This is a genomic window from Geoanaerobacter pelophilus, from assembly GCF_018476885.1.
Lineage (GTDB): Bacteria > Desulfobacterota > Desulfuromonadia > Geobacterales > DSM-12255 > Geoanaerobacter > Geoanaerobacter pelophilus.
Genome location: NZ_JAHCVJ010000004.1, coordinates 54,538 through 76,719, shown reverse-complemented (window position 1 = coordinate 76,719; position 22,182 = coordinate 54,538). Strand labels below are relative to the sequence as shown.

Here is a 22,182-nt window from a genome sequence, read left to right as displayed (position 1 = left end):
CATGAGAAATCTGTTTGATGACACCACCATCAAGGGAATGCATCTTGCCAATAGGCTTGTTCGGTCCGCGACATGGGAAGGGATGTGCGAGGCAGATGGTCGCCCTACAGCAAAGCTGGCTGCATATTATGAAACTCTGGCCAAAGGTGGAGTTGGCCTGATTATAAGCGGATACGCTTTTGTTCGCAACGATGGCAGACAGCTACCGGGACAACTTGGGGTGCATGTTGATGATTTTGTACCTGACTTGAGGGCATTGGCCGATGCCGTGCACCGTGAAGGAGGAAAGCTGTGTGTCCAGCTGGTTCATTGCGGCGGCCAAACGACGTCCAAAATGGCCGGTTGCCAACCGGTGGCTCCTTCTGCCGTAAAAGTTGAACAATTCCCGGAACTCCCTGCAGAGCTGGATGCGCAGGGAATAGAAGATATCATTAACAGCTTTGCAACTGCAGCATCAAGAGTTCGCGCTAGCGGTTGCGACGCTGTCCAGTTGCATGCTGCACATGGCTACTTGGTCAACCAGTTTTTGTCGCCACTAACGAACAGGCGTACCGACCGGTTTGGCGGCAATCTTGATGGCCGGTGCCGATTCCTGATGGACGTGTACCGCGCAGTGAGAAATGCCGTGGGCAACGATTATCCGGTAATGATAAAGATGAACGGCTGCGATAATCTGGAAGGCGGACTCTCGCTTGACGACGCTGTCCTCGCATGCAAAAGACTTGACGAGGAGGGGGTGGACGCTATTGAGGTGAGCGGCGGAACCCCGGCATCCGGAGAGCAGACTCCGGTGCGCCAAGGCATTGAGACTCGCGAAAAAGAGGCCTACAATCTCCCCCTGGCATATAGAATCAAGAATGCGGTTACCTGCCCGGTGATGGTGGTGGGCGGATTACGGTCCTTTGAACTGGTTGAAGGAATTGTCAGGCGTGAAGAAGCGGATTACGTCGCATTTGCCCGTCCCTTGATTCGAGAACCTCGTCTGCCATTGCGATGGGCGCAGGGAAACGAAGCCCACGCCCGGTGCATCTCGTGTAATGGTTGCTTTAAGCCCGGGCTAAAGGAAGGCGGCATTTACTGCGTGATAGAAAAAATCGAGCAGGAGAACAAGGGGGCATCTCTCTGACGGCCTTTGCCGTGGGCCCCGGAATTTTTTCAGGGCAGCGTCGCGGCATTCATAGGCACTCTCAGCGAATTTTAGTCTTGTTAGTTAGTAACTTCGCCGGATCGGATCTGCTGCAGTCAAAACGTTCGGAATCATAATGTCCTGTTGGCGCTACCTCCTACTGAAACTCATACTCATGATCTGCCTGCTGCAATTATCTGGTTGTGTGGCTGATCGCCGTAAGGTCGTCTCCGCAGAGCTTATTGCCGTGCCTGCAGGGTGCTTCCAGATGGGCGACAGCTTTGGCGAGGGGTATTTTAACGAGTATCCTCGGCATGATGTTTGTCTCAGCCGGTTTACCATTGCCAAGCTTCCTGTTACCAGGGGAGCCTTCAGTCAATTCGTCACAGAGACCGGTTACCGCACCGAGGCAGAAAAAGGAGACGGATGCGCCATCTTTGACGGAAAAGCTTGGAAAAAGAATCCTGCTGCATCCTGGCAGAACCCTGGGTTTGCCCAGGATGATGGCCATCCGGTTGTCTGTGTCGCCTGGCATGATGCTGTTGCTTACCTGCAGTGGTTTGCCGGTAAGACCGGTCTTGCCTGTCGTCTGCCGACTGAAGCCGAATGGGAATATGCGGCTCGGAGCGGCGGCAAGATAGAGAAATACGCAGGTAGCAACGATGTGGATGCTGTGGCTTGGTATGCGGCCAATGCCGGGGACGGAACCCGCCCTGCCGGGGAAAAGCAGCCAAACGGTCTTGGGCTGTACGATATGAGCGGCAATGTATGGCAATGGACAGCAGACTGGTACGGCGAAAAATACTATCAAGAGTCGCCAGTCAACAATCCAACTGGACCGATAAATGGCACCAACCGGGTGTATCGGGGGGGGAGCTGGTTTTATGACCGAAAAGGGATTCGCGTATCTTACCGCGACTTTTACCTGCCGGGGTTTCGCAGTAGCCAACTGGGGTTTCGCCCGGTATGCACGGACAAATGACTTGCATCCCCGGATTAATGCAAGCTTAAACAATTTGCCATAACTTCTTGATTATGAAATAATTCCCCAGCAGCAAGCCTCCCGACCGCTTAAGATTTACGGTTGATCATTATGACCCTATCAAAAACCATCATTTGTCTGTTGCTTGCTATCCAGTTTGAGGCTGGAGCCTGTTTAACGTATGCTGCCTCGCAGCATAGCGGGAAGGGTTTTAATTCTGTTGTCCCTGCGGCTACCTTGGATGACCCTCGCCGAGACGATTGGCAAAAGGCGGATAAGGTACTTGATCACCTTCTTGTCAAAAAGGGGGATGTCGTCGCTGATGTTGGTGCCGGCACAGGCTATTTCACCATGTTGTTTGCAGAAAGAGTCAGTAAGAGCGGGATGGTCTATGCCGTAGATGTTGATGAAAGCATGACTGACCACATTATCAAGAGGGTTAAGCGTAATGGGGTGAGCAATGTCAAAGTCGTACTTGCTCCACCGGATAACACCTTGCTGGCAAAAAAATCTACTGATCTTGCTTTTCTGTGTGATACCTACATTTTTATTGAGAATCGTGGACAGTATCTTGCCCGGTTGAGGGACGTCCTAAAAAGTAACGGACGGCTGGCGATCTTGTCCTTTAATATGAAACCCGAAATTCCGGGGGCACCCCCTCCACATAAACGCGTCCCAAGAGAAACGATAATCCAGGAAGTTGAAAACTCCGGATTTGCCATGGAAGCAGAGTATTTCTTCCTTCCATATCAATACTTTTTGGTATTTGCGAAAAAGTAACCGGCTCCCGGTTAGCTGTAAGGAAGCAATTATGAAACTAAGTCCTTTGCTTGTAGTTTTTATGCTGTTCTTGTCACTAACGGTAAACTCTTATGGTGATTCGCCGGTATTTGCACCTGACCGGCAGGAGTTTGCAACAATCACCGGTAAGGTGCTGCTTGAGGGGAAGCCGCTGCCGAATGGTGTTGTGCTGTTGTTTGACAAGATGATGGGGCCACCTCCCGATCCATATAAATACTGGCGAATTCCTGATCTTATCACTCCGCTCAACCAGGATGGGAGCTTTAATCTCAGGGTCGCAGACGGAACGTTCTACATAATGGTTGCCCAGAAAAATCCTGACGGCGAGATTGGTCCGCCGACAGGCAGTGAATACCTTTACTTTCACGGGGATGCCAAAGGAGAGGCGCTTCCCTTGAAGGTCAGCGCCGGGGCCAACGTGGATCTTGGAGTACTTGGCGGGGTATTTCTGTTCACTCCGGAAATGATTCAACGCGGTAAAGGGATTACTGCGATTGAAGGGGTTGTTTCCGATCTTGCCGGAAAGCCTGTAACAGGTGTTGTGGTTTTCGCTTACCTGTCTCCGGATGCCACGGGAAGGCCGGTGTTTGTTTCTGACAGGACCGGCCCGAAAGGGACTTTCCTGCTGCGCGTTCATGACAGTTCCACCTATTATCTCAGGGTTAGAGGGGTAATTGGCGGGGGCGCCCCGAAAAACGGGGAATTTATGAATGTTACGGAAGACTTTAAGCCAGAGCAGGTAAAGTCGATTAAAGGTGAGACCGTTAAAGGGGTTGTCCTCAAGGTAAAGATGTTTTCGCGACCCGATAAGGCAAAGGACTCATCCGGCAAGGGACCTCGGGCCTTGAAGCAGCCCGAGAGTGTCAAACAACGATAGCCTCACTTGGCAGGCAATGGAGGAGATCCTTGAATCCAGTGTTCATGTTTGTGCTGTTACTGCTCGTAACCTCTGCTCCGGTAGATGCTGCGGGAGGTAACGGCATTCCTCTTAACAGCACCGGTGTCAACGCCTGGGGTGGCAGGACCAGCAACAAACTGTCAATTCCTCAAAGTGCCTATCCTCGCCAGGATGCAGATTTTCCTAAAAAATTTTCGTTCACCAAGCTTGACGACCGTGGCAGGAAACTGCCTGACAATGCGGCATCCTGGCATTGCGTTCAGGATAACGTTACTGGTCTTGTCTGGGAAGGGAAGACCAGCGACAACGGTCTGCACGATATATCGCACACCTATACCTGGTACAACTCCGACGACGGCTGCAACGGCGGCAGGGACGGGATGTCTGGCGAGCCTGATGATGCGATCTGCAATGGTGTGACTGGCGGTTGTGACACCGAAAAATTTGTTCGTGCCGTAAACGCTGCAGGTTGGTGCGGGTTCAGGGACTGGCGCATGCCTTCCATTGAAGAACTTGGCTCCATAGTTGACTACGGAAGGTCCATGCCGGCAATCGATCCCGGGTTCTTCCCGAACATGCCACAGCCCGCTGGATTCTGGACTGCAACCTCTTTTGCACCTGAACCGTCATTTGCCTGGATTGTTGTTTTTGATGAAGGGGGCATCACGCACTGCGTCAAGAGCTGGGCCTATCATGTCCGGCTGGTGCGGGGCGGGAGATGAAATTATCCATATGATTACTACCAGAGGTTATTCCGTGAAACTTATCTGTTACTTTTGGCCGATTCTGGCGATGATTAGTGTCATGCCGACATTAGCAACAGCGGCTCAAACGTGCCGTCCGGCAGACATTGCCGAGTCGGCCCCCGCTGCCAGATTTGTCATAAACAGCGACGGCACCGTCACTGATAGCTCCACCGGGCTTATCTGGAAGCGCTGCAGCGAAGGGTTGTCCGGAGCGAAATGCGAGGACGGTGCTGCCAAGACCTATAACTGGAAAGAGGCGAAAAAAGCTGCGGAAACTAGCAAGTTTGCCGGCAGAAACGATTGGCGACTGCCGACAATCAAGGAGCTCGATACCATCGTTGAATTTCAATGCTCCATGCCGGCTGTAAACCAGGCAGTTTTCCCGGCAACGCCGGCATTGAACTTCTGGTCCTCGTCGCGTTATTCTGGTTATTCAAATGGGGCCTGGAACCTCAATTTTAACGATGGGGGCCGGGACACTTGCAGCATGAACTATAGTCTTTATGTGCGTCTCGTCAGAGGCAAATGATTTGGACGTTATATTCATATTAAGGAGTTAAGGAGCTGCTTCATGAGTCGCGCTTTCCTCTATGTAATGACCATGGCTTGTGTCACGCTTATGCCCTTGGCAGCCTCGGCAGCTCAGCTCTGTCATAGCTACTGGCCGAAACCTTCTACCCCGATAAACCGCTTTGTCAATAATGAAGACGGCACCATAAGCGATAGCGCCACCGGGTTAATCTGGAAACGGTGCAGTGAGGGGTTGAGCGGCAGCACTTGCGAAAACGGTGCTCCGGAGATCTTTACCTGGCAGGAGGCCTTGCAATCTGCTGTGAACAGCTCATTTGCCGGGAAGAATGACTGGCGACTACCGAATATCAAGGAGCTGGGCTCCATCGTAGAGCGGCAATGCTCCATGCCGGCCATCAATGAAATTGTCTTTCCGGCAACACCGACCATGTCTTTCTGGTCAAGCTCGCCTTTTGCCGAGAATAAGAATTTTGCCTGGAATATATATTTCCCATATGGCATTAGCGACGGCAATGACAAGAACTACAAATTTTTCGTGAGGTTGGTCCGGGGAGGGAAATAGTTTCATCGTAGTTGTTCCCTGAGCAGGTGTAACAATCAGGCTCAGCTGTTTGCTCTGATTGCGGCATTGCTGCTAAGAGGTAATCACCTAAAAAGGGGGCCCGAGTTTGTTTTTCCCCGGATTCGGTTGTAATCTCTCGGCCTTGTTCTCCTTAATTTGGTTCTGGATTTATCCATTAGCGCATGATATTTTCGTGATCTTGAGCTGGTAAATAGCTAAGTTTGCGGCCAAAGGAGCACTCATGATCAACAGGTTTACTCCAATTTATCTGTATAGCCTGTCAGTTTTTTTTGTGGGTTTCCTCGCCGCTATTCCTCACTCGTTTGCCGAAGATTGTCTTGATTGCCATAGCGATGTATCAGCCAGGATGAGCGGTGGTTCCCACCATGTGCAGCAAACCGGAGTTAAGCCTATACACTGCTATGCCTGCCACTGGGAAGCCAGGCCCGATGGTAGCGTCGACAAACAGTACCATTCCGGCACTGCCCAGAACAGTGCCGTAGACCTGGTAGTGTGGGGCGCGGGGCAACGGCCCACAGAATACAATAAAGGTGTAACGGCAATAATCTATAGCCCCTCCGAGCTGGCCACTGCACAAGAACGGTCTGCCGTAGGTAGCATCACCGTACACTGCCTTGGTTGCCACAGCGACAGCAACAACTCCATACAGCCTTTCAGCGGTGACCCCAACAGCCCCAGCCGGTATGCCTGGGACGGCCAGAGCGTCGCCGCTCGCTATGCCGCTAAAGGGACCACCACCTGGGGGAAATACTCCACCTCGGCATCCAACAAAAAGATGCGCATCACTAAGGCCTTTTCCGCCCATGGCAACGCATCGGCCAACCAGGGAGGGTGGAGCAGCGCCAGTGGCTATGACGGAGAGATCCCCATAACCCGTGGTGGCCCTAGCGCCGGCAATATCGAATGTTTTGATTGCCACAACTCTCACGGTTCCGACATCACCGGGGTCACCTCCAGCTATCGTAATTTCGATGGCACCAACCGGGGCGGTATCTTGAAACAGACCAACAGCGGCAAATCCGGCTACCGGATGAACTACGTTCCTTCCGCTAACTTGGACCAAAAGAGCAGCAACCCATACAATCCCGGCGCCGGGTTATGTTTCGACTGCCATGAGACCGCCCAAAGCGGCGCCACCCCCTGGGGGTACAACAGCACTTTTGGCGCCAAAGGGCCGATCATCGGTTATAAAGACACCTCTCATTTCGGCACTGGAGTCAAAGGCTCCACTTCCCGCTACACCAACCGTCAGAGCCGCACCGAGATCATCAGCAGCCATCTGAAAGCCGGGAAATTTCTCAGCTATTCAACGCAAGGTCGAATCAACGGCCTCTGCACCCCGTGTCACGACCCTCACGGCGTCAGTCCAATCCTGGGAGCCCGTATGGCCTATGCCGTGCCGCTTTTGAAAGGGACCTGGCTCACCTCTCCCTACCGCGAAGACGGGCCGCCTTCTGCCTCCCCAGGAAAGGCCGGTTTCGAGAAACGCGACGGCACTGGCAATCGCGCGATTGCATGGGAGAAGGGGGATTTCAGTTTCACCAATCGTGACGCCAATGCCAATTTTGGCATCGGCGGCAGCGGTGCGCCACGCGAACCGATGTCCATGGCAGGGATGAAATACAATATCGACCGGAATACCTTTGGCGCCGACAAGCGGATCGCGGAGAATGAAGATGTCTTTGCCGGGTTATGTCTTTCGTGCCACATCAAGGAAAAAAACGGCAAAGCAACTGAGATTCATAGATCAGTAAAGGGGTGGGGAAGCAACAAGGAGCATGCCTTTCCTTGCTCCAAGTGTCACCAGCCCCACAACTCCGGCTTGCCCAGGCTGATGCAGACTAACTGTTTTGAAGAAGGTCCATCCGGATTACGGGAAAACAGCGGGCTTTCCTGGTTGCCGAAAAAGAAGTCCGATGTCGCTTCCGATAAAAATGCAAAGCCGGCTGCAAGTCAGGGGGATGCCTCTAACAGCAAGAAGACCGGCAAGGTCGAAGTTGTCGGATGTCATGTAAAACAGTTTGGCAGAGGCAACACCCCATCTCAGAGCCGCCAGGATGGGAGCCAGTGGAACCAGAAAAGTAGCTGGTAAGCTGCTTCAGCGAATTTTCTTTGATGAAAAAAGCCTCCTGGGTACTTGCTCCAGGAGGCTTTTTCTTGGGCATTTCTTTGGGTGCTATGGATAAGGGATGATAAACCGTTTTTCTCCGGTGCCGTAGGTTGCCTTTTTATGGTCAACTGAGGCATCCCACGCAAGAAGTCTTGCTTTCAGGTCATTGACCACTTGCGGATTCCGGTCGGCAACATTGGTCAACTGGGCAGGATCGGCAATAATGTCGTACAGTTCCAGGTCTCCATACTGGAGAGCTTTACCGGTAATGAAACCATACCAGGAAACCTTTTCCAGTAGTCTGGGGTTTTTCCTTATGATGAGTTTCCATTTCGAGGTTCTGATGGCAATATCGCCGGGAGGATAGGAATTGGGTGGAAATGCCTCACGGAGCATGGTGCCGTAATCTGTCACCGGTTTTTTTTCAGCATCCGGATAATCGGTTTGGTTGTTTTTGAATTCCAGATACCATCTGCTTAAAGTGTGTTCCCACCAGGGGATGCGATCGATAAAAGCGTATTCTGTCCCTTTCGCTTCAGGCTCGCCTTTTACAAGAGGCAGCAGGCTATTGCCTTGCAGCCCATGATCTTTGGGAATCCCAAGATAGTCAAGAACTGTAGGCACTATGTCAAGCCCCTGCACCTGGTTGGCAATATGTTTACCCCCATATTGGCCGTCCGGCAGGCGGATGACCAGCGCACTCTTTAGAACTGCTTCGGACAAGTCGTAATGAACCCAAGTTCCCCGTTCGCCGAGATCTTCCCCATGAACAGAATGAATAATCAGGATGGTATTTTTGGCCAGGCCCGTTTTTTCCAGCGTCTTGACCAGTTCGCCGACAAAAAGATCTGTGTAGCGGATAGAGGCGTCGTATCGTGATGTTATGTAGGAAACATCGTCAGACGACAACTTGTAGACAGGTTTGAAGCCTAGGTAGTAATTGTTGCGGAATACCCTCATCAGGACATCGTAGGTTATATCGTCGTCAAACCCTTCTTCCGCCTTAATTGAATGAAACTTGCGCCAGAAAGGAGCATATCCCGGGGGGTCGAATATGGTCTTGTCCTCTGCCGGGGCTGCAGCTGCGTAAGGGAGATGGATAACGCCACTGGCAATCCACATGAAGAACTTTTTGTCCTTATTCTTCACGATCCAGTCAAGTGAGTCAGTCGGCAAAACGCGCAGGGAAGGGCCGGTCCCGCGTCTGGTCCTGCCAAAATAATCAAAGGAGCGTGAAAAAACATCCCCCAGCTTGATTTCGGTTCCAGAGTCGGAGTCGTAGCGCATGAAAAATTCAGGTGCCCCTGACACTGCCGCTGTCGTATAACCGTAATACTTGAGAATTTCCGGCAGTGTCCTGCTTTTTACCGCGTCCTTTGCGGTATCGAAGGCGATCATCCCGTTGACCCGAGGGTATTGGGAGGTAAGCACGCTCATCATGCCAACTGGAGTGAGGTTTGCCTGGGCTATCGTGTTGTCGAAAAGGATCGACGACTTTGCCAGCTTGTCTATATTGGGACTCGTATCGCGCTTGTAGCCATAGACTCCAAGGTGGTCGGGACGCAAACACTGCAACGATACAAGGATAACATTCGTGTTCTCATAGCGCTTGGCTTCGGAAGTTTCCGTTGTCTGCAATGCATCCTCATTGCCGAACGAGGGGGTTGCAAGCAGCATAGCTATTATCGCAAGGCTGGCTGCATGTTTAAATTTAAGAAGAAAATATTTTGTTGCCATTTGTTATTACCTGCTCCTTTACCTTGTAACATGATCCGGCCTGAAATCTTATTCGTTAAGGATAGGGAATTACCCCGGATGATTTGCTGCTATTTACCTTTAACTTATTTCTGGGGTTTGTGGCATCCCACTCAAGTAGCCTGGCTTTCAATGCTTCAACCACCTTTGGATGGTCCTTGGCGGCATTTCTCTGTTCCAGTGGGTCTAGGCTAAGGTCATACAGCTCAAGCGGCTCAACAGGAAATTTATTGCCTGAGATGAAGTTCCACCACGAGATATTTTCCAGTAGGCTATTTTTTTCTCGGAGAATTAGTTTCCACTTGTTGGTCCTGACGGCAATGCACCCCTGCGGATATCGCCCTCCTAAAATGGTATTATCCAATGTGATCTTGTAATCCTTCATCTTGGTCATTTCCAGAGGCGTGTACTGTGCTGCCCGCTCTGACTGATGCTCTAGATGCCAGCCGCCAAGTACATATTCCCACCAAGGCAAGCGATCAATGAATGCATAATCAGAGCCTTTGAACCCGGCTTCATCACCGGTTACCAGTGGCATCAGGCTGGCCCCCTGGGATTCATGGTTGATAGGGATTTGGAGGTAATCCAGGATGGTTGGCAGGATGTCGATTCCTTGTACCTGTCGAGATATCCTTTTGCCTGCCTGGCTGTTATCCGGAAATCTCAGCATCAAGGCAGTTTTTACTTCTGTATCAAAGACGTCGTGATGAAAAAAATAACCGTGCTCACCAAGGCTCTCTCCATGGATCGAATGAAAGACCACCAGAGTCTTGCCTGACAGTTTTAACTTATCCAGTGTATTCAGCAGTTCGCCGATAAAGGTGTCGGTGTAATAGACACCGGCATCATAGCGGGCATTGATAAACGCAACATCTTTGTCGGTCAGCTTGTGGATCGGCTGGAAATCCAGGTAATAGTTGCCTCGGTATAGGTGAAACAGGACCTCTGTCGGCACCCCGTTATCGGTCACTTTTTTACCTGGCCGAATGGGGAATTGCTCGTAGAAAGGGGTGTAGTCCGATGGGTCAAACTGTGTCTTATATGGTGCGGGAACGGTTTGCGAATAGGGCGGATGCAACATCCCGGTTTCTATCCAGAGAAAAAATTTCTTATCACTGTTGGCCTTCAGCCAATCCAGCGCAGCAACAGGATTGACCCTGACGCTCCCGGTGGCATCCGGAACGGTCCGGCCGTAATAGTCAAAAGCCTGTGAAAAAACGTCCTTGGGACTGACAACCTTGCCTGACGCGGTGTCATAGCGCATGAAGAATTCCGGCGAACTCACCACTGCCGCAGTCTGATATCCGTAGAGTTTCAGGATCGCTGGCAGAGTTCGCTGGGAAACCTGGTCCTTGTTGACTTCAAATGAGACCATCGCGTGGTTGCGTGGATATTGGCCGGTAATCACACTCATGTGAGCCACCGGGGTCAGGTAGGAGTGGGCAATGGCGTTTTCAAACAGGACGGACTGTTTCGCCAGGCGATCAATGTTTGGGCTTGTCTCTTTTGGATAACCGTAGGTGCCCAGATGATCCGGACGAAGGATGTCCAGAGAAACCAGAATTATATTAGTGTATTCATTGCGCTCAGGAACAGGAGCAGCGGAGGCTGTGCTACATCCTCCGCTGCTTGAGTGGATGACCAGCATGAAAAGTACGATCACTACAGCACTGAAAACAGAGCCGGGATCGTTGCCGGCCGGTTTAATCATTTCTTCTGCGCTCCCTTGGCCTGAGAGTCATAAACAGGATTCAGACCTGGGATCCATTGTTTGGCATTGAGGTCATGCCCGATCGATTTAAAGTGGGCGAACAGCTTCTGTTCGAGTTCATAAGCGATTCGTGGCTGCTGCTCAACCAGGTTTTTTATCTCTTTCGGATCTTTTTTAAGGTTGTAGAGCTCGCGGTTTTTGTTTTCCAGAGTATAGATGAACTTCCAACCGTCTTTGGTGATGACCGAACGCTTGTAGGTATACTGGCGGTAATCGGTTTCAGAGTAGACCTCTTTTGCTACCGATTTCCCTTTCATCGCTGGCACCAGACTGGCGCCGCGCAGCTGTTTTTTTGCCTTCTCGGGCATCTTGACATCGAGCAGGTCAAGGATGGTCGGCATCACGTCGATGCTGCTGATCTGGTCATTGATAACCTTGCCAGTCTTCTGCTTAGGGAGAGTTATGATCAATGGCACGTGAATCAGTTCATCGTAAAGGCTGAAGCCGTGATCCATATGGTTGTGCTCGAAAAATTCGGTGCCATGGTCTGAGGTGAGCACGAAGATAGTCTTGTCCATCAGGCCCATTTTCTCGTACTCATCAAGAAACTTTTTGAAACGGGCGTCGGTCCGCTGGATCTTCTCGTCGTAGATGGCTCTCCAGAACTTGACGTCCTCGTCCCGCACGGCCACGGAACCTTTCTCAAGCCCTTCTTCGCGCAGAGCCTCTTGCTCCTGGGCTGAACCGGTATATTTCTTGTCATATCCCTTTTCGACAAAACGATAGTCAAAGCCACCTTCCGGGATGTTCTGGCCATGGCAATCATAACCGTGCAAGAACATGAAGAATTTCTTGTTCTTGTTCTCTTTCAACCAGTCGAGAGCTTTGGGAATGCTGACCCCCATGCTGCCGAATTTCCCTTTTTCGAAGAAATAGGTATCGAACCCCTGGTCATAGCCAAAGAAGCCGCTGACTCCGGCATTGCCGGTGAATCCGCCGGTGGCATAGCCGTTCTGCTTGAGTACCTCGGCCAGGGTAACCAGCTCCGGCGAGAGTTTCTTGAGGTTGGAGAGCACATTATTGCTTGGAGGATTGAAGACGGCAAATTTATTGGTCAGCCGGTGTTCCGAGGGATACACGCCGGTAAACCAAGTCATGGAGGCTGGCACTGTCCAAGAGGCGACAGAGATATTGTTGGTGAAGTTGAACCCTTTTTTCGCCATGGCGTCGATGGTTGGGGTAACGTTGCGCGGGTATCCCAAAGACCCTACATGAGCTGCCTGAAGGGCATCAAAGCTGACGAACACGACGTTGTAGTCTTTGTATTTGTCAGGGAGTTGCAAGGCCCCTTTCTTTTCAGCGGCCCCGGCTATTCCGGTCACCAGTCCTGGTAGGGACATGGTTGCGGCAAGCGCCCCGGTGGCCAGCGCAGTACGCTTCAAAAACTCTCGGCGGTCCATTTCTTCAGTCGTCGTTGCGTCATGCTCTACATGCTGTTTCATTTGTTCGCCTCTCCTTTATCTGCTGCTCCCAATGCAACGGGGCAAGTTATTTTGGTGTTAATATACATCGAGATCCCGGCCAACAGTCAGTTGCCCTTTGTACCCCTTCATCTCTTGCAGCAGGTCATCAGGAGTGGAAGCCAAAGGACGTTTCTGGGGACGCAGTGTTATGGGGTTGTGATACATGACAAGAATGCCTGGTTTTGCTTTGTTCGCTAGTTCCACCAGTTGGCTGGTCGTGGTGTGATACTTTGCAGCATAAGCGCGGATGTCGTGCCCTTGGGCATTGGGCCGCATCGGGTTACTGAGGAATTTTTCGGTCAACGCCTCATGGACAAGCAAGTCACACCCATTGCATGCGTCGATGGTAGCCTGTGTCGGATTTGTGTCTCCGGTGATGACGATACTCCGGTCTGCAGTGTCGAAACGGTAGCCGTAGCTCTCAGCCCACTCGCCATGTTTTGTCGGGAAAGCGGTTACCGTCACATTGGCATCTTTATAGACCAGGCCGGCCTTGATTTCATGAACATTCACCCTCACCCCTTCGATAGGCTCCTGCTCCATCCCTTTTGATCTGATATTGATGTCTTCGCTATAGGCCGCGAGGATATGGTCTGTCATTGCTTTGATCCCCTTAGGGCCATAAACCTCAAGAGGCTGTTTGCGGCCCATGGCCCAAGGGGTAAGGATCAGGTCCGGAAATCCCGCGGTATGATCGGAATGGAGATGGGTGGTGAAGACTACCCGTAAATTGGCAGGATCCAGTTCGGTGATACCCTTGTCGAGCCTTGCTGCGGCAGCGCGACGTACCACGCCGGGCCCGAAGTCGATCAGATAGGCGCTGCCGTTTACCACGATTGCTGACGCAGGGCCTGAACGGTCAGGGTCCGGCTGAGGATTGCCGGTTCCAAGCAGCACCAGACGGGTCTGTGATCCTTCTGCAAAGCCTGTCGCAAACAGCAGCAGGCAAATAAGACATATTACATTGCTGAGCATGGCCCCTCTCTACCGGCGGCACAAGTTACAGATGACAACAATACGGCTTTTGTTGCCAGTTGCACGATTGAATCTTTGGCAACATCCTATAATTACAGTTGTTTATGTATTTAAGGCATGTAGCGATTAGTTAATATAATATAAAAATGTTGTGCCTACCAGAAATTAATGCCACAATATTTCACCGCTAACTGGTTGATGTTGCAGGCATTACCCTATGCGCAATCTTTTCAAAGGGAGAACCGCGGGAATGATTCGTTACTGCTTATTATTACTGATATTGTTGGCCTCTGTACTTTCAGCTAAGGCCGAAGTGCAAGGATCTGGGAAAATTACTGGCGCGTGGATAGCTCCCCCAAAAGGTCCCATTGCCGGAGCGCTGGTCTACGCCTTCAATGCTGAATCTGGTCCGCCGCCAACACCTGAAAGATATTGGCGAGTGCCTGATGGCATGGCGGTTACCGATAACAACGGCAAGTTTTCTCTGGATCTCCCTGATGGCACCTATTATCTGGGAACACTTAAAAAGCCCAAGGGCAACCAACCCGGCCCCCCTGCCGATGGCGACCTTTACTTTTTCAGTAGAGACGCAAAAGGAGCCCCCAAGAAGTATGTAGTTACCGGCGGGAGCAGCTTGAGTGCGGGGACGTTTCGAAAAGCAGAACCATTCAAAACGCCAGCCATAAAAATCACAGACGGCATTACCGCAATAACCGGCACTGTAAAAGGAGATGACGGCGTCCCCGTAGCAGGTGTGATGGTTTTAGCCTATCTTAACGAGGAGATGACCGGTAGACCTCTCTTTGTATCGTTCAGGACCGGTAAGGATGGAAGGTACCTTCTTCAGGTGGATCAGGCCGGGACGTACTATCTGAAAATCCGTAGTTCCTACGGCGGCGGTCGACCTCATTCTGGCGATATTCTCGGGAAATATGGTGGAGAGACCCCTATCCCTGTCCAAGTTGGCAATAATATCATTACGAAAGGAATCGACATCACCGTTGAAAGATTCGAGGATATGAGGCCGGAAGAACCGCCATTGTAACAATAGACTCTTTTGCCTTATTCTTTGCGAATAGACCAGTTCACGGCTCGCAAAGCCTTCTCTGAAAACGGGGAGGTCGAAAATCTACCAGGTAGAACCAAACTGGGTGTGCCTGAATCAGGTCGCGTCAGCGATCCAGTTGGCCGATCCGGAATAGGTATTGGCGCGTTTACTGAATTGATCGATAACCTTGTTCATTCCCATGTCCTGTTGGGAACAGCTTGTCAGATGCAAATTTAGTGTAGCCTGCTGTAAGCAAGGGCTAATAAATTAGAGATGGTGCGGAAAATCAATTGTGCTCTCTGGTTGAGTGAAACTCAAGGTTCTTCCAGTTTTCCATGGTATTATCCAGGCGCCATTGGCTTCCTGCCAGGTAGGCGAGGTTCCCTTCACCATCGACATAACAGTGCATTGCTTCTTTCTTCTGGAAATCTTCCAAGGTCTTTTTGTCGCCGGCCACCCAGCGAGCAGTAACGTAGGATGCCGGCTCGTAGGTCGCTTTAACCTTGTATTCATGCTCCAGGCGATGCATTACCACGTCGAACTGGAGGAGTCCCACTGCGCCAACGATCCAATCGGCCCCCATCTGGGCTCGGAATACCTGGGTTGTCCCTTCTTCTGCCAGCTGGACAAGCCCTTTTTCCAAGGCCTTTGACTTCATCGGGTCAAGCAACCGCACTTTTCGAAAATGCTCCGGCGCGAAGTTTGGGATCCCGGTGAATTTGAGATCTTCACCCTGGGTAAAGGTATCGCCGATCTTTATGGTGCCATGGTTGTGAATGCCGATGATATCCCCAGGGAATGCCTCATCCACGTTGGTTCTGTCCTGGGCCATGAATATGGTTGCATTGGCAATCTGAAAATCACGTCCCAGCCGCAGGTGCTTGACTTTCATGCCTCTGGTGAATTTGCCGGAGCATATCCTAAAAAAAGCGATTCTGTCCCGGTGAGCTGGGTCCATGTTTGCCTGTATTTTGAAGACAAACCCGGAGAAGGACTCTTCATATGGTGATACCAAGCGTGTTGTTGCTTCGCGCGGCAGAGGCGACGGGGCATGCTCAACGAACGTGTCAAGCAATTGCTGCACACCGAAGGTATTGATGGCGCTGCCGAAGAAGACCGGCGTCTGCAGTCCTGCCAAGTAGGCTTCCTGTTCAAAGGGATGGGCCACTCCTTCAATCAGCTCAATGTCATGTCGTAGTTCTTCAACCTGACTGCCGAGCAGTTCGTCGAGTCTAGGATCGTCCAGCCCTTTTACCGTTAGGATCTGCCCGGTACCACGGTCAGCCTCAGGATCGAAAAAAGTTATCTCTTTGGTGTAAAGATGGTAGGTACCCCGGAAGCGTTTACCCATACCTATCGGCCAGGTCATTGGGGCGCATTGAATATCGAGGACGCTTTCGATCTCGTCGATAAGCTCCAGGGGCTCCCTGCCTTCACGGTCAAGCTTGTTGATGAAGGTCATGATCGGGGTGTGCCTGAGACGACAGACTTCAAGCAATTTTTTGGTCTGGCTCTCAACTCCTTTGACGGAGTCGATAACCATGAGGCCAGAGTCAACGGCTGTCAGTACGCGATAGGTATCTTCAGAAAAATCGTTATGTCCCGGAGTGTCCAAGAGGTTGATTTCAAAGTCTTGGTAGGTAAACTTCATTACTGATGATGTTACTGAAATGCCGCGTTGCTTCTCCATTTCCATCCAGTCAGAGGTTGCATGGCGCGCAGCCTTACGGGCACGGACTTCGCCGGCTTGTTGTATGGCCCCGCCAAACAGGAGCAATTTTTCGGTTATAGTTGTTTTCCCTGCGTCCGGGTGGCTGATAATGGCAAAGGTTCTTCTACGGTCAATTTCGTTTTTATTATGCTGCATTAGGGATACTCCGAAAAAAGCCTGGACAAAATAAAGGCGAAGAAGATATCTTCGCCCAGTTATCGTGTTATAATTGCACGATATAATGAAAAGGGCAACTGCTATCTGTTGCTAATCCAATGGCTTTTACATGGGACACATGAATGAAAGATATTTATCGCCTCCAAACCGTAGATGATATCCACAAGGATGAAAAAGCCATTATTGATGTATTGAAGGGTATTTACAGTGGAGAGCTTAAAAATGACCTGCGTATCCTGAATTATTATAAAGAGATTCCTGTCAGCTATGGGGCAACGATTTCCCATATTGACGAGGATCTTGTGGAAATGTTGGTTCATCAGCACCAGGCAGTGGTGATGTATGTGGAAAAAACGGCTTTTCTGAAAAGTGATCATTTCCCACATGATGTTCTTGCAAACGTTTACAAGGCAAATATTAATAAATGTATCGGCTTGCTACATAATTTTTCTTACGCCCAGATTCGGGCTGAGAGAAGACGCTTTGTCCGGGTGCAGATAGTCGACCCGGTTAAGGTCAACTTCAGGCGAATTGACAAGAATTTCGATGGACAGATGATTGATATCTCCATTGGCGGACTATCTCTGAAAACGAGTGATAAGATCGATATAGACATAGACACTGCAGGGATTCTCACTGCTGAGCTCCCCGCCGGGAAGTTGGAAATGCCGGGAAGACTTCTAAAGATTGCGTCTGTTGAGAATGAGTATTGCTATATTTTTGAGATTGAGGCAAGTCCACGAATTGAAACTGCTATCTCTCAATTCATTTTTCAGAAACAGGTGGAAATCATCCGTGAGTTGAAGGATCAACTTGTCTATGGATAATGCTTAATCTGAACCCTCGGCTCTTACTTAAACAATCATGAGCCTCGCTATGTGTAAATTCAGCGAAAACCCCCATCCTCTTATTGATACCCATTGCCACCTTGATGATTTCCGCCTGGCTGGTCGCCTTGCCAAAGTTTTTACTGATGCCGGTAGGGTAGGTGTTTCTCACTATATTGTGCCTGGGGTAGACCCTGATAATTGGTCACGGATTGAAGCTTTGACGGTCGATCGCAGTGAGGTTTCTCCTGCCTTCGGAGTTCACCCTTTTTTTGCAGCAAAATGGTCTGGAGTAATTAGCGATACCCTGGCCGCATTGCTGCCAAAGGCAGTTGCTATTGGTGAGATCGGTCTAGATTACCATCGCAAGGACGTGCCCAGAGCCATTCAAGTCGACGCCTTCAGACAACAATTAAAGCTCGCTGTTGGCGCCGGACTCCCGGTGCTGATTCATTGCAGGGGAGCTTTCAAGGATTTGCTAACCATTCTCGCTGAAGAGAATGCTGCACAGGTTGGCGGTATCTTGCATGCGTTTTCCGGCAGCCCAGAAGTTGCCAAGGCTTGCATCAAGCTGGGATTTCTTGTCTCAATTGCCGGACCTGTTACCTATAATAATGCTGTACATCCGGTAACGCTGGTTGAACAACTACCTCTTTCGAGCCTGGTTCTCGAAACAGATGCTCCGGACCTTACCCCGGAAGCCTGCAGAGGGATCGATAATGAGCCTGCTTTTCTCCCTTTTATCGCCGATGCCGTTGCCCAAATAAAGGGTTTGTCATATTTAGAAGTGGCAGAAAAAACCACAAGCAATGCCAAAAGGATATTGGGTGTCTGATGGTATTGAATAATTGTCTGAGAGGTGCTTGATGGGATTGAATCGATTCTCGAGAAATGAACTTTTGTTGGGCCTAGAAGGGCAGTCGAAGCTGAATCGGTCATCTGTCGCGATCATCGGTTTGGGAGGTGTCGGCAGTTATGTTGCTGAAGCGCTTTGCAGGGCTGGTGTTGGGCATCTCACCATTGTTGATTTTGATGACATCTGCCTGACTAATGTAAATCGCCAACTTCACGCCTTGGATGGGACTGTCGGACTATCAAAAGCGAGCGTGATGGCTCAACGACTTAACCTGATCAATCCTGACGCGGAGGTGGTTCCCTTAAAGGAGTTTTACTCGGCGGAAAGCAGCAATTATCTTTTTTCACGGAAGTTTGACTATGTGGTTGATGCGATAGATCATTTTACCAGCAAAGTTCATCTTGTTGTAACGTGCCTGAATCATGGGATACCGGTAGTCTCTAGCATGGGTGCCGCTAACAAACTTGATCCCAGTAGAATCAAAGTTGCTGATATTTCAAATACTCATACCTGTCGAATGGCGCGTTCTTTTCGCAAGTTGCTCAAAAAAGAAGGGGTCGCAGATGGGGTAAAGGTTGTTTTTTCGACTGAGGAGTTTAAGCCGCTAGAGGTTCGGAATTCCGGGTGCAAAGAGGACTGCATCTGCCCAAATCGCGGCTCTCAGCAGTTTTCCTGTGAGCATCGTCGCGTCGTGCTGGGCAGTATTTCATATCTCCCTGGAATATTCGGTTTAACCATGGCAGGTGTTGTTGTTAATGATCTCCTTGCTGCTACAAAATTGCATGAGGAACGATTGACTGCAGTTTTATAGCCGATATACTTGTGTTTACAATATATAAAAAAGACTATTTGGTTTAAGGAGGCGCATATGGGCAAGGAATACACGATGCAAGAGGCTATAAGGCTGGCAGTGCAGGCTGAAAAAGATAGCATGGATTTTTATAGACGTGCAGCGTCAGTGACCGCTAATGAACGGGCAAAGAAAGTTTTTGATCTGCTCGCCAACGAAGAGGTCGGGCATTTAAAGCTGTTTTTTGACCATTACAAAGGCAGTGAGTTTGGTGATTTCAAATCGTTCATTGATTCTCCTCCCAACAAGAAGGGAGCCACGATAATTGCTCTGGAGAAGGCAATTGATGACAAGACCCATGAGCAAAAAGCCCTTGAAATTGCTATGAAAGAAGAGAAAGCAACTATCGAGCAGTATACTCTTCTTGCCCAGGATATCGTAGATCCTCTGGTAAAGAAGGTCTTCGAGCAGGTGGTCAAAGAGACTCAGAATCACTATGATATGATCGAAGACGAGTATATGCATGTAATGAGAATGGTGGACAAGTCAGACCAGGATACGTATGTGCGCGAGTAGAACGCGTAGCTAATAAAAAAGAAATATTTTAGTTGTGCAAAACGAAAAGCGGCCGAGAATCTCGACCGCTTTTCGTTTTCTTGCATTCAAGCAGTTGTTAGCCAAGGTACTGGTTGTAGTAGGTTTTGACTTTCGCGAGATATTCCCTGGTTTCCTGAGGCAGTGAAGACGTCCCTTTTCTATCCACATTCCCTGGGCCCCAATTGTAGGCTGCCAGTGCAGAATCTAGGTTCCCATGGTATCGGTTCAGCATGTCCTTAAGGAAACGTGTGCCTGCCATTACGTTTTGTTCGGGGTTATAGGAGTCCACTACTCCCAGACCTCTAGCAGTTGAAGGCATCAGTTGCATGAGCCCTTGCGCCCCGGCGTGTGACAGGGCTGAAGGGTTGAAATTGCTTTCAGCCTTTATTACGGCTTTTATCAATGCACCATCAACGCCGTATTTCTCTGAGGCTCTGGTTATAACTTCTTGGATGTTTCCTTCAGATCGTTGGGAAGGAGTTTCAATGTGTGTTGTGTTTTGAGCTATTGGCGTTGAGTTTAAAGTATTGTCGACATTTTGACGCTTGGCGATCAGGTCGGATAAGGTAAGTTTGACAGGCAAATCGAAAGAGTTGGCAGAAGTCTTGACGTCATCTCCGAGGGATAAGGCGCTTTTCATCATCTGCAATTGCAGAAGTTCGGCGGTCGCCATGGCTACGGAAGAATCCTTTTCTGCGCGTGTTATAAGGCTTTGCGTTGCGGAAGATATTGCTTCGGAAAACGATCCGGCTGACAACCCCTTATTGCTGGATGTTTTTGAGGTAGATTGGCTCAGTGAGGATATTTTGTTGGACTCAATCATGTTGATGGACATGTTGAGTGTTAATGCAGTTGGCGTGCCATGACTGCTAGGGAAAAGCCTTTTCGTTGAAGCTATATAGTCATGCTGGAACCAGGAATTGACAATTTCTTTTTCTTAAGTTTTTCGATAAGAGTCGTTCTTTTTAGGTTTAAGAGGATTGCTGCCTCTTTCTTGTTGCCGGAGGTCTTTTCCAATGCCTGGAGAATTAATTGATTTTCAAATTCCTCAACTGCGCTGTTAAGGCAGAAACCGTTATCTGGTAGTGTAATCGATTCCTGCGGAGTGGTTGCTTTACGTCCTCGGTACTTTTCAGGCAGGTCATTTGCGGAAATTGTGCCGCTTCCTTTGAGGATAACCATCCGTTCTATCAGATTTTCAAGTTCGCGAACGTTGCCGGGCCAGTCGTAATTGCGAAGCAAATTGAGGGCTGACGAATCTATCCCTCGTACCTTCTGATATTTGCTGTTGCTAAAGCGCTCCAGAAAGGAGCTGATCAAAAGAGGAATGTCGCCTTGTCGCTCACGAAGCGGGGGCAGAATAATGGGGATGACAGATATTCTGTAATACAGATCTTCTCTGAACTCTTTGGTTGCAACCATTTTTTCAAGATTTTGATTCGTTGCGGCAATTATTCTTACGTCAACCTTTTTAGTGGTTGTGGAACCGACAGGTTCTAATTCTCTGTTTTGCAGAACCCTGAGGAGTTTTACCTGAAGACTCGGCTTCATGTCGCCAATCTCATCAAGAAAAAGTGTTCCTTTGTCGGCCATTTCGAATCTGCCTATTCTTGTAGCGATTGCGCCGGTAAAAGACCCTTTGACATGACCGAAAAGCTCACTTTCGAGGAGCTCATCAGGAATTGCTGCGCAGTTGACCGGCACAAAATTTTTCTGCCGCCTATTGCTCAAGTCATGAATTGCCCGGGCCACCAGTTCTTTTCCTGTGCCTGATTCTCCTTGGAGAAGAACTGTAGAGTCAGAGCTTGCAACTTTTTCAATCAGTTCAAACAGCGCGAGCATTTTGTCGCTCTCGCCGATGATATTGTTGAGCAGAGTTCTATTCTTGATGCATGGCTTGGATCTGAAGCTTTGGTTCTGCAGAGAATGGTGTTCAAGTCCACGCCTGACGTGAGTTTCCAGCTCTTCAAGGTTAAATGGTTTTTCGAGGTAGAAAAAAGCCCCGGCTTTAAGGAGGTTTGCGGTCATTTCTGAGTTCGCAAAGGCGCTATAAGCGATGGTGACTATTTCAGGGCGCATCGCTTTTAATTTTTTTATAAATTCAATGCCATTTACTCTCGGCATCATCAAATCTGTTATGACAAGATTTACGTCGTTAATCTCAATCTTTTCGAGGGCATCCTGGCCATCAGAAGCCTGAAAAACCTGATATCCTTTGTAGCTCAGGAATGCAGCCACAAAATCCCGGGTTTTCTTGTCGTCATCAGCGATCAGAATTTTGGTGTTTTCCATGGCTTCCTCATCTCGGCAATTAAAGTTACATAGTTATAAGCCGAAGAGATTTCATATCGCGGCCTACTATAACACATACAAGTGTAAAGTCAATAAAATGACTTGAGGGTTTTTGGGCTTGAAATAGGCCTCTAGCCGTTTAA

Annotated in this window: 20 protein-coding genes; 13 read left to right on the top strand and 7 right to left on the bottom strand. The window is 49.7% G+C overall.

What is annotated here, in order from left to right; all coding sequences use genetic code 11:
• Position 1: 1 nt before the first annotated feature.
• From KI809_RS10900 to KI809_RS10865, 8 genes are all read left to right on the top strand, one after another.
• On the top strand, positions 2–1,126 hold the full coding sequence (locus tag KI809_RS10900; protein WP_214171597.1) for an NADH:flavin oxidoreductase: 1,125 nt from the start codon (positions 2–4) through the stop codon (positions 1,124–1,126).
• 136 nt (positions 1,127–1,262) lie between these two features.
• On the top strand, positions 1,263–2,108 hold the full coding sequence (locus tag KI809_RS10895; protein ID WP_214171596.1) for a formylglycine-generating enzyme family protein: 846 nt from the start codon (positions 1,263–1,265) through the stop codon (positions 2,106–2,108).
• Between the two features lie 111 nt (positions 2,109–2,219).
• Entirely contained in the window at positions 2,220–2,888 is a 669-nt protein-coding gene (locus KI809_RS10890; protein ID WP_214171595.1) for a class I SAM-dependent methyltransferase, read from the top strand.
• A gap of 31 nt (positions 2,889–2,919) precedes the next feature.
• The gene (locus tag KI809_RS10885; protein ID WP_214171594.1) at positions 2,920–3,786 is read left to right on the top strand and encodes a carboxypeptidase-like regulatory domain-containing protein; all 867 of its coding nucleotides are present in this window, start codon (positions 2,920–2,922) and stop codon (positions 3,784–3,786) included.
• A 38-nt stretch (positions 3,787–3,824) separates the two neighbouring features.
• Positions 3,825–4,529, top strand: a complete 705-nt coding sequence (locus KI809_RS10880; protein ID WP_337833313.1) for an Lcl C-terminal domain-containing protein — start codon at positions 3,825–3,827, stop codon at positions 4,527–4,529.
• 10 nt (positions 4,530–4,539) lie between these two features.
• Entirely contained in the window at positions 4,540–5,082 is a 543-nt protein-coding gene (locus KI809_RS10875) for an Lcl C-terminal domain-containing protein (protein ID WP_214171592.1), read from the top strand.
• 42 nt (positions 5,083–5,124) lie between these two features.
• Positions 5,125–5,646 (top strand): Lcl C-terminal domain-containing protein, encoded by a 522-nt coding sequence (locus KI809_RS10870; RefSeq protein WP_214171591.1) that lies wholly within the window; start codon positions 5,125–5,127, stop codon positions 5,644–5,646.
• 241 nt (positions 5,647–5,887) lie between these two features.
• Entirely contained in the window at positions 5,888–7,759 is a 1,872-nt protein-coding gene (locus tag KI809_RS10865; protein ID WP_214171590.1) for a hypothetical protein, read from the top strand.
• Between the two features lie 84 nt (positions 7,760–7,843).
• Here KI809_RS10865 and KI809_RS10860 read toward each other — a convergent pair whose 3' ends face one another.
• The 4 genes from KI809_RS10860 to KI809_RS10845 are packed head-to-tail and all read right to left on the bottom strand — an operon-like array spanning position 7,844 to position 13,741.
• Positions 7,844–9,514, bottom strand: coding sequence for a sulfatase family protein (locus KI809_RS10860; RefSeq protein WP_214171589.1), 1,671 nt, complete (start codon positions 9,512–9,514; stop codon positions 7,844–7,846).
• Between the two features lie 55 nt (positions 9,515–9,569).
• Positions 9,570–11,243, bottom strand: a complete 1,674-nt coding sequence (locus tag KI809_RS10855; protein ID WP_214171588.1) for a sulfatase family protein — start codon at positions 11,241–11,243, stop codon at positions 9,570–9,572.
• The gene (locus tag KI809_RS10850) at positions 11,240–12,745 is read right to left on the bottom strand and encodes a sulfatase family protein (protein WP_214171587.1); all 1,506 of its coding nucleotides are present in this window, start codon (positions 12,743–12,745) and stop codon (positions 11,240–11,242) included. Before KI809_RS10850 ends, KI809_RS10855 begins: the two co-directional genes overlap by 4 nt.
• A gap of 57 nt (positions 12,746–12,802) precedes the next feature.
• Entirely contained in the window at positions 12,803–13,741 is a 939-nt protein-coding gene (locus KI809_RS10845; protein WP_214171586.1) for an MBL fold metallo-hydrolase, read from the bottom strand.
• Positions 13,742–13,991: 250 nt separating this feature from the next.
• On the opposite strand from KI809_RS10845, the gene KI809_RS10840 reads away from it, so the two are divergent.
• Positions 13,992–14,786: a carboxypeptidase-like regulatory domain-containing protein gene (locus tag KI809_RS10840; protein WP_214171585.1), complete on the top strand. Its 795-nt coding sequence runs from the start codon at positions 13,992–13,994 to the stop codon at positions 14,784–14,786.
• Between the two features lie 289 nt (positions 14,787–15,075).
• Here the strand turns inward: KI809_RS10840 and KI809_RS10835 are convergent, their stop codons facing one another.
• Positions 15,076–16,656 (bottom strand): peptide chain release factor 3, encoded by a 1,581-nt coding sequence (locus KI809_RS10835; protein WP_214171584.1) that lies wholly within the window; start codon positions 16,654–16,656, stop codon positions 15,076–15,078.
• Between the two features lie 143 nt (positions 16,657–16,799).
• Here KI809_RS10835 and KI809_RS10830 point away from each other — a divergent pair, with 143 nt between their 5' ends.
• Genes KI809_RS10830 through KI809_RS10815 form a run of 4 tightly spaced genes read left to right on the top strand, consistent with a single transcriptional unit; the run spans position 16,800 to position 19,726 of the window.
• Positions 16,800–17,504 carry a PilZ domain-containing protein gene (locus tag KI809_RS10830; RefSeq protein ID WP_214171583.1) on the top strand — a complete coding sequence of 235 codons (705 nt, stop codon included), beginning with the start codon at positions 16,800–16,802 and terminating at the stop codon, positions 17,502–17,504.
• A 49-nt stretch (positions 17,505–17,553) separates the two neighbouring features.
• Complete coding sequence (locus tag KI809_RS10825; RefSeq protein WP_214171582.1) at positions 17,554–18,339, top strand: TatD family hydrolase; 786 nt, start codon at positions 17,554–17,556, stop codon at positions 18,337–18,339.
• Positions 18,340–18,367: 28 nt separating this feature from the next.
• A complete protein-coding gene (locus KI809_RS10820; protein WP_214171581.1) occupies positions 18,368–19,171 on the top strand; it encodes a tRNA threonylcarbamoyladenosine dehydratase in 804 nt (267 codons plus the stop codon).
• 57 nt (positions 19,172–19,228) lie between these two features.
• Positions 19,229–19,726, top strand: a complete 498-nt coding sequence (locus tag KI809_RS10815) for a ferritin-like domain-containing protein (protein ID WP_214171580.1) — start codon at positions 19,229–19,231, stop codon at positions 19,724–19,726.
• A gap of 97 nt (positions 19,727–19,823) precedes the next feature.
• Here KI809_RS10815 and KI809_RS10810 read toward each other — a convergent pair whose 3' ends face one another.
• Together KI809_RS10810 and KI809_RS10805 are read right to left on the bottom strand one after the other, a co-directional pair.
• Positions 19,824–20,582, bottom strand: coding sequence for a lytic transglycosylase domain-containing protein (locus tag KI809_RS10810; RefSeq protein WP_214171579.1), 759 nt, complete (start codon positions 20,580–20,582; stop codon positions 19,824–19,826).
• A 59-nt stretch (positions 20,583–20,641) separates the two neighbouring features.
• Complete coding sequence (locus tag KI809_RS10805; protein WP_214171578.1) at positions 20,642–22,039, bottom strand: sigma-54-dependent transcriptional regulator; 1,398 nt, start codon at positions 22,037–22,039, stop codon at positions 20,642–20,644.
• Positions 22,040–22,182 lie beyond the last annotated feature (143 nt).

What these genes read in the sequence shown, in the direction of transcription:
- KI809_RS10900 (WP_214171597.1), top strand. Translation starts at nt 2, where the DNA reads ATGAGAAATCTGTTTGATGACACCACCATCAAGGGAATGCATCTTGCC.
- KI809_RS10895 (WP_214171596.1), top strand. Translation starts at nt 1,263, where the DNA reads ATGTCCTGTTGGCGCTACCTCCTACTGAAACTCATACTCATGATCTGC.
- KI809_RS10890 (WP_214171595.1), top strand. Translation starts at nt 2,220, where the DNA reads ATGACCCTATCAAAAACCATCATTTGTCTGTTGCTTGCTATCCAGTTT.
- KI809_RS10885 (WP_214171594.1), top strand. Translation starts at nt 2,920, where the DNA reads ATGAAACTAAGTCCTTTGCTTGTAGTTTTTATGCTGTTCTTGTCACTA.
- KI809_RS10875 (WP_214171592.1), top strand. Translation starts at nt 4,540, where the DNA reads ATGATTACTACCAGAGGTTATTCCGTGAAACTTATCTGTTACTTTTGG.
- KI809_RS10870 (WP_214171591.1), top strand. Translation starts at nt 5,125, where the DNA reads ATGAGTCGCGCTTTCCTCTATGTAATGACCATGGCTTGTGTCACGCTT.
- KI809_RS10865 (WP_214171590.1), top strand. Translation starts at nt 5,888, where the DNA reads ATGATCAACAGGTTTACTCCAATTTATCTGTATAGCCTGTCAGTTTTT.
- KI809_RS10860 (WP_214171589.1), bottom strand. Translation starts at nt 9,514, where the DNA reads ATGGCAACAAAATATTTTCTTCTTAAATTTAAACATGCAGCCAGCCTT.
- KI809_RS10855 (WP_214171588.1), bottom strand. Translation starts at nt 11,243, where the DNA reads ATGATTAAACCGGCCGGCAACGATCCCGGCTCTGTTTTCAGTGCTGTA.
- KI809_RS10850 (WP_214171587.1), bottom strand. Translation starts at nt 12,745, where the DNA reads ATGAAACAGCATGTAGAGCATGACGCAACGACGACTGAAGAAATGGAC.
- KI809_RS10845 (WP_214171586.1), bottom strand. Translation starts at nt 13,741, where the DNA reads ATGCTCAGCAATGTAATATGTCTTATTTGCCTGCTGCTGTTTGCGACA.
- KI809_RS10840 (WP_214171585.1), top strand. Translation starts at nt 13,992, where the DNA reads ATGATTCGTTACTGCTTATTATTACTGATATTGTTGGCCTCTGTACTT.
- KI809_RS10835 (WP_214171584.1), bottom strand. Translation starts at nt 16,656, where the DNA reads ATGCAGCATAATAAAAACGAAATTGACCGTAGAAGAACCTTTGCCATT.
- KI809_RS10830 (WP_214171583.1), top strand. Translation starts at nt 16,800, where the DNA reads ATGAAAGATATTTATCGCCTCCAAACCGTAGATGATATCCACAAGGAT.
- KI809_RS10825 (WP_214171582.1), top strand. Translation starts at nt 17,554, where the DNA reads ATGTGTAAATTCAGCGAAAACCCCCATCCTCTTATTGATACCCATTGC.
- KI809_RS10815 (WP_214171580.1), top strand. Translation starts at nt 19,229, where the DNA reads ATGGGCAAGGAATACACGATGCAAGAGGCTATAAGGCTGGCAGTGCAG.
- KI809_RS10810 (WP_214171579.1), bottom strand. Translation starts at nt 20,582, where the DNA reads ATGTCCATCAACATGATTGAGTCCAACAAAATATCCTCACTGAGCCAA.
- KI809_RS10805 (WP_214171578.1), bottom strand. Translation starts at nt 22,039, where the DNA reads ATGGAAAACACCAAAATTCTGATCGCTGATGACGACAAGAAAACCCGG.